At 63.7% G+C, this 6,146-nt stretch carries 7 protein-coding genes; 2 read left to right on the top strand and 5 right to left on the bottom strand.

What is annotated here, in order from left to right; all coding sequences use genetic code 11:
- The coding region (locus EN742_RS20770) for a MarR family transcriptional regulator (protein ID WP_148670173.1) at positions 1-348 on the bottom strand (348 nt) is incomplete at its 3' end.
- Positions 349-501: 153 nt separating this feature from the next.
- On the opposite strand from EN742_RS20770, the gene EN742_RS20765 reads away from it, so the two are divergent.
- Positions 502-1,344 carry an alpha/beta hydrolase gene (locus tag EN742_RS20765; RefSeq protein ID WP_126058682.1) on the top strand — a complete coding sequence of 281 codons (843 nt, stop codon included), beginning with the start codon at positions 502-504 and terminating at the stop codon, positions 1,342-1,344.
- A gap of 63 nt (positions 1,345-1,407) precedes the next feature.
- On the opposite strand, the gene EN742_RS20760 is transcribed toward EN742_RS20765, so the two are convergent.
- Positions 1,408-2,157, bottom strand: coding sequence for an SDR family oxidoreductase (locus tag EN742_RS20760; RefSeq protein ID WP_127421011.1), 750 nt, complete (start codon positions 2,155-2,157; stop codon positions 1,408-1,410).
- Between the two features lie 213 nt (positions 2,158-2,370).
- Complete coding sequence (locus tag EN742_RS20755) at positions 2,371-3,615, bottom strand: MFS transporter (RefSeq protein ID WP_189375492.1); 1,245 nt, start codon at positions 3,613-3,615, stop codon at positions 2,371-2,373.
- 111 nt (positions 3,616-3,726) lie between these two features.
- On the opposite strand from EN742_RS20755, the gene EN742_RS20750 reads away from it, so the two are divergent.
- Positions 3,727-4,611, top strand: coding sequence for a helix-turn-helix transcriptional regulator (locus EN742_RS20750; RefSeq protein WP_126058685.1), 885 nt, complete (start codon positions 3,727-3,729; stop codon positions 4,609-4,611).
- On the opposite strand, the gene EN742_RS20745 is transcribed toward EN742_RS20750, so the two are convergent.
- Entirely contained in the window at positions 4,608-5,543 is a 936-nt protein-coding gene (locus EN742_RS20745; protein WP_126058686.1) for a ribose-phosphate pyrophosphokinase, read from the bottom strand. The genes EN742_RS20750 and EN742_RS20745 overlap by 4 nt on opposite strands.
- Before the next feature lie 154 nt (positions 5,544-5,697).
- A partial coding sequence (locus EN742_RS20740; protein WP_128333218.1) for a hypothetical protein occupies positions 5,698-6,146 on the bottom strand: 449 nt, incomplete at its 5' end.

Below are 6,146 nucleotides of genomic sequence, written 5' to 3'. Positions count from 1 at the left end.
GCGCTCGAGGAGCGGTTCACCCAGACAGGTGCATTGAGGGAGCAGCGCCCGGCCGGCCACGGTGAGATCGACCTGCACCTGGCGTTCGTCGGCATGGCTGCGCTGGCGGCTCACAAGACCGGCCTGCTCCATGCGCTTGACCAGAGGCGTCACGGTGCTCGATTCCAGCGCCAGCCTGCGCGCGATCGCGCCGACCGACATGCCATCTGCCTCTCCCAGGGCGTTGAGCACGAGATATTGCGGGTAGGTAATCCCCATCTCGTCGAGCATGGGCTTGTAGGTGCGGTTGATCGCCATGCTCGTGGCGTAGAGGGCGAAACAGAGCTGATTGTCCAACGGGAGAGGCACGGCGAATTCCTTTTGCCGACTGAGCATTTCTCAATGTTTACCACGAAAAATGATATCGCGATACATATTTCTTATGGACAAGGGGTTCGATCTGCGCTAACCACATTGTTGTCGCGATATTGATTATCGCGAAAATAATCAATGGAGATTGAGATGACCAAGCCCGGCAGCAGCACGATCGCCACCAAGGACGGAACCGAGATTTTCTACAAGGATTGGGGAGCCGGCCAGCCTATCGTCTTCCATCACGGCTGGCCGTTGAGCAGCGACGACTGGGACGCCCAGATGCTGTTCTTCCTTTCGAAGGGCTATCGCGTCATCGCTCATGACCGGCGCGGCCATGGCCGTTCCACCCAGACGGATACCGGCAACGAGATGGACACTTACGCCGCCGATGTCGCCGAACTCGCTGCGCATCTCGACCTCAAGAACGCCATCCATGTCGGCCATTCCACCGGCGGCGGCGAGGTGGCCCGCTACGTTGCCAAATACGGTGCTGGCGGCCGCGTCGCCAAGGCGGTGCTGATCGGCGCCGTGCCGCCGATCATGCTCAAGACCGCGGCCAATCCCGGCGGCCTGCCGATCGAGGTGTTCGACGGCTTCCGCTCCGCCCAGGCCGCCAACCGCGCCCAGTTCTTCCGCGATGTTCCGGCCGGCCCGTTCTACGGCTTCAACCGTCCCGGCGCCGAAGTCTCGCAAGGCGTCATCGACAATTGGTGGCGCCAGGGCATGATGGGCGGCACCAAGGCGCACTACGACTGCATCAAGGCATTCTCGGAAACCGACTTCACCGAGGACCTTAGGGCAATCGACGTGCCGGTGCTGGTGATGCATGGCGACGACGACCAGATCGTGCCGATCGCGGACTCCGCGCTGCTGGCCATCAAGCTGCTCAAGAAGGGCGAGCTCAAGGTCTACAAGGGCCTTCCGCATGGCATGGCCACGACCCATGCCGACATCATCAACGCCGACCTTCTGGCCTTCTTCAAGGCGTAAGGCCTTTCGGAACACAAGACACCCGCCATCTGGCGGGTGTTCTTGCGTCAGGCCGTGCCGATATCAGGCGATGCTCAAGCCGCCGTCGATCAGAATTTCCGCACCGACGATGAACGGGCATTCGTCCGAAGCGAGAAAAACCACTGCGTTGGCAATTTCCTCGGCGGTCCCGAAACGACCGGCAGGCACCAGGCCGACCACCGCCTTGGCGCGCGCCTTCGCCGCTTCGGGATCCAGCCCGAGCTTGTCGTTGAGCGGCGTGTCGATCGGACCCGGGCTGATCACATTGGCGCGGATGCCGCGCCCTATGAGTTCGCCGGAGAGCGTTCTGGCGAGCGAGATCATGCCGGCCTTGGCGAGCGAATAGACGTGTGTCCCGGCCATTCCCATATGTGCGTTGACCGAGCCGCTGAGGATGATCGAGGACGGGTTCGAAAGCAGCGGCACCAGCGCCTTGATCAGGAAATACGGGCCTTTGAGGTCGATATCGATGCTCCTGTCGAACGCCGCCTCGGTCCAGTCATCGAGCGGGCGTAGATCGGCGATGCCGGCGTTGAGGAAGACGGCGTCGAGCCTGCCGAAGGTTTCTCCGATCTGTCGCGCGATATCGTTTTGCGTCGTAACATCGCCGGCGTCGGCGGCGATGACAAACGTATCGCCGCCAAGAATCTTGCGGGCCTCCTCGAGACGGCTCGTGTTGGTGCCAGTGATGGCGACACGAGCGCCTTCCTCAATGAAGCGCCGCGCCGTCGCCAGACCGATGCCGCTGGTGCCGCCGGTAATCAGCGCGACCTTGTCTTTAAGTCTGGACACTACAGATTGCCTCATCTCGCTCGTAGCGCAGCGCACCGATCGGGCGCTGAGCCCGGCACCTTAGTTCAAGTTGAAGGCGTTCGCGCTACGTCTCGTGATGTCGCGCACACGTTTCAAACACTAACAGGCTTTCGCCTGGCGTGTGGAGAGAGAATCCATGAGCGCGTGGCAACTGCCACGAGCTCACGTCGAGTCCCGAAGATCGGCGGTTCCTTAGCGGGTCGCCGCTTCCGCCTTCCGCGCTTCCTTCATGTTCGGCAAGAACACCGTCAGCAGGCCGAGCAGCGGCAAATACGAGCAGACCTGGTAGACGAAGTCGATACCCTTCATGTCGGCCAGGACGCCGAGCACGGCGGCGGCGATGCCGCCCATGCCGAAGGCGAAGCCGAAGAAGATGCCGGCGATCATGCCGACCCTTCCAGGCACCAGTTCCTGCGCGAAGACGACGATGTTGGAGAAGGCCGACGACAGGATCAGACCGATCAGCACCGTCAGCACCATCGTCCATTCGAGGTTGGCGTAGGGCAGCGCCAGCGTGAAGGGCAGCACGCCGACGATCGAGAACCAGATCATCGCCTTCTGGCCATAACGGTCACCGAACGGGCCGCCGAGCAGGATGCCCAGCGCCGAGGCGCCGAGGAACAGGAACAGCATGACCTGCGAAATCTGCACCGAAACGCCGAACTTATGGATGGCGTAGAAGGTGTAGTAGCTGGAGATCGAGGCGATGTATGCGTTCTTGGTCAGCACCAGCAAGGTCAGCACGGCCAGCGCCCACATGACCTTGCGGCGCGGGAAGGGCGAGACGAGGCTTGCCTGCTTGCGGCTGGCGAGCGAAGCGCGCAGCCGGCTGTACCAGCCGCCGACCTGCCAGAGAACGATGATGCCGATCAGCGAGCCGACGGCGAACCAGGAGATGCTGGTCTGGCCGAAGGGCACGACGATGAAGGCAGCGAGCAGCGGCCCCATCGCCTGGCCGAAATTGCCGCCGACCTGGAACAGCGACTGGGCGAGGCCGAAGCGGCCGCCCGACGCGAAGCGGGCGATGCGCGAGGATTCCGGATGGAAGATGGCCGAGCCGATGCCGATCAGCGAGGCGCCGATCAGCAGCAGCCAGTAGTGGCCGGCATGTGCGAGCACGACCAGTCCGATCAGCGAGGAGGCCATGCCCCAAGGCAGCGAATAGGGCATCGGCCGCTTGTCGGTGATAGCGCCGATCAGCGGCTGGAGCAGCGACGCCGTCACTTGGAAGGTGAAGGTCAAAAGCCCGATCTGCCAGAAGTCGAGGCCGTAATTGTCTTTCAAAAGCGGATAGATGGCCGACAGCAGCGACTGCATGATGTCGTTGACGCAATGGCAGAAGCTCACCGCAAGAATGACGGTGAAGGCCGTCGCTTGCGCCGAAGTGTGGCTGGCCGGCGCCGGAGTGGCGACGGCGGTGGCTGTGGTGTCGGTCAAGGCATGCTCCGTGGTCTTCCTGGCGGCGATCCGCAGGCAGCCTTATAGGATGGTTGCAAAGCGACTTCTTTCGTGGTTTGGTCCAATAGTTTCGCAAGTGGGCCATTGCCAATGCCGCATGGCAGGGAAGTCTTCAAGGGCGATGCCGCCGAACTCGGCCGGCTGCACCAGAGCCGCTGGCAGTGGCTGGAGGAGGCTGTCGGCCCAGCGGTGGCGCTGCCGACCGAATATCCCGACGGCTATCACGTGCCACTGCATCGCCACAGCCGCAGCCAGTTGCTGCATGCGCTGGTCGGCGTCGTGCTGGTGACGACGAAACACGGGCGCTGGATGGTGCCGCCCGACCACGCGATGTGGATCCCCGCCGGGATCGAGCATTCCGTCGAGATGCTGGGCGATGTCTCGATGCGTTCGGTCTATGTGATGCCGAACGCGATTGCCGGCCTGCCGGAGGGACTGCGCGTCGTCGGCATCACCGAGCTGATGCACAGCCTGATCGTGGAATCGGAAAAGCTGCCGCAAGGGGGTGAACTGGAAGGGCGCGGCGGGCTGATCATGGGCCTGTTGCTGCATGAGATCCCGAACCTGCCGGAACGGCCGCTCGGCCTGCCGTTCCCGTCGGATCCGAAACTGGCGGCGCTTTGCCGGCGCTTCGTCGCCGAACCCTCGCCGCATGCGACGATCGACGAATGGGCCAACGCCGCCGGCATGAGCCGCCGTACCTTCACCCGCGCCTTCCATCGCCAGACCGGGCTGTCGCTGTCGACATGGCGCCAGCAGGCGTGCCTGTTCGCGGCGCTGCCCAGGCTTGCCGACGGCGAGCCGATCACCAGGGTAGCGCTCGACCTCGGCTATGACAGCGTGCCGGCCTTCATCACCATGTTCAAGCGCATGCTGGGCGCCTCGCCACGCGGCTATATGCGCGGCGCGCGCGATGCCGGGGAGGGAGTGCGGCGGCTGAGCGGCCCGGCCAGACCGGAAAACGCAATGGTCTAGTCGAACAGGCTCGACACCGATTCCTCGGTCGCGGTGCGCGAGATCGCCTCGCCCATCAGGTCGGCGATCGAGATGACGCGGATGTTGGGCGCGTCGAGCACGGCTTGCGTCGGCTGGATGGAATCGGTGATCACCAGTTCCTGCAGCTTCGAGCTGCTGATGCGGGCAACCGCTCCGCCCGAAAGCACGCCGTGAGTGATGTAGGCGGTGACGCTGGTGGCGCCGTTGGCGAGCAGTGCATCGGCGGCGTTGCACAACGTGCCGCCGGAATCGACGATGTCGTCGATCAACAGGCAATCCTTGCCGGCGACCGCACCGATGATGTTCATGACTTCCGATTCGCCCGGGCGTTCACGGCGCTTGTCGACGATGGCGAGCTGCGCATCGAAGCGCTTGGCGAGCGCACGCGCCCGCACCACGCCGCCAATGTCGGGGGAGACGACGACGACATTGGCGAGCTGCTTGTATTTCGCCTTCACGTCGCGGGCCATCACCGGGACCGAGAACAGATTGTCGGTCGGGATATCGAAAAAGCCCTGGATCTGGCCGGCATGGAGATCCAGCGTCAGCACGCGGTCGACGCCGGCGCGGGTGATCATGTTGGCGACAAGCTTGGCCGAGATCGGCGTGCGGCCGGAAGCGCGGCGATCCTGTCTTGCATAGCCGAAATAAGGGATGACCGCCGTGATGCGCCGGGCCGAGGAACGCATGAAGGCGTCGATCATGATGAGCAGTTCCATCAGGTGATCGTTGGTCGGGAACGAGGTGGACTGCAGGATGAAGACATCCTCGCCGCGCACGTTCTCCTGGATCTCGACGAAGATCTCCTGATCGGCGAAGCGCCGGACGCTGGCCTTCCCCAGCGGGATGTTGAGATAGCGAGCGACCGCTTCGGCCAGCACCCTGTTGGAATTGCCCGCGAAAAGCTTCATGCACCGTTCCTGGTGAAGGATGGAGAGACCGAACAGACTCTCATGAGCCTTTTATGCGGGCTTTTAGCGGCCCGCGCCGGTATTGCAAGCCTCGTCATCGGGAATCCGTCGGCTAAGATCAAAAACGTCGCAGGCGATGAAAGCCGGCAACAGCCTAGCCGGCCTGTCCACCGAGCCACGCGGCGAACTGGTCGACCGTCTGGTCGGCGATGCCCTGCATGGTCGCTGGCGCGACGGCCGTCCAGCCATCGCCGCCCTTGACCGAGGGCGCCTTCTGCTGGCCGTTGATGCGGTGCAGCCGGTTGCCCGAGGGGTCGTAAATGTCCCAGACATAGATGACCGTGGTGTCGCTGCCTTCCGAAATTGCCGAGAAATAGCCCTTCAGCACATGCGTGGCGGTCTGGTCGGTGCTGCCGGCAAGCGTGATGCCGCGCTGCCTGGCACGCGTCTGAAGCTCGGCCGTCAGCGGCGCCGCGGCCTCCACCGAGGCGCCAACGATCGGCGCCACCTGCAACCTTGTCCTGGCGATAGCAGCGGCGCTCTGGGCCGGTGAGGCAGGGGTAGGCGACGAAGCGGCCGGGGCCGTCGTCGAGGGCGCCGGAA

This window comes from Mesorhizobium sp. M4A.F.Ca.ET.020.02.1.1, assembly GCF_004022645.1.
Taxonomy (GTDB): domain Bacteria; phylum Pseudomonadota; class Alphaproteobacteria; order Rhizobiales; family Rhizobiaceae; genus Mesorhizobium.
Note: the sequence above shows the minus strand (reverse complement) of the source record. Positions and strands in the feature narration are given on the sequence as shown.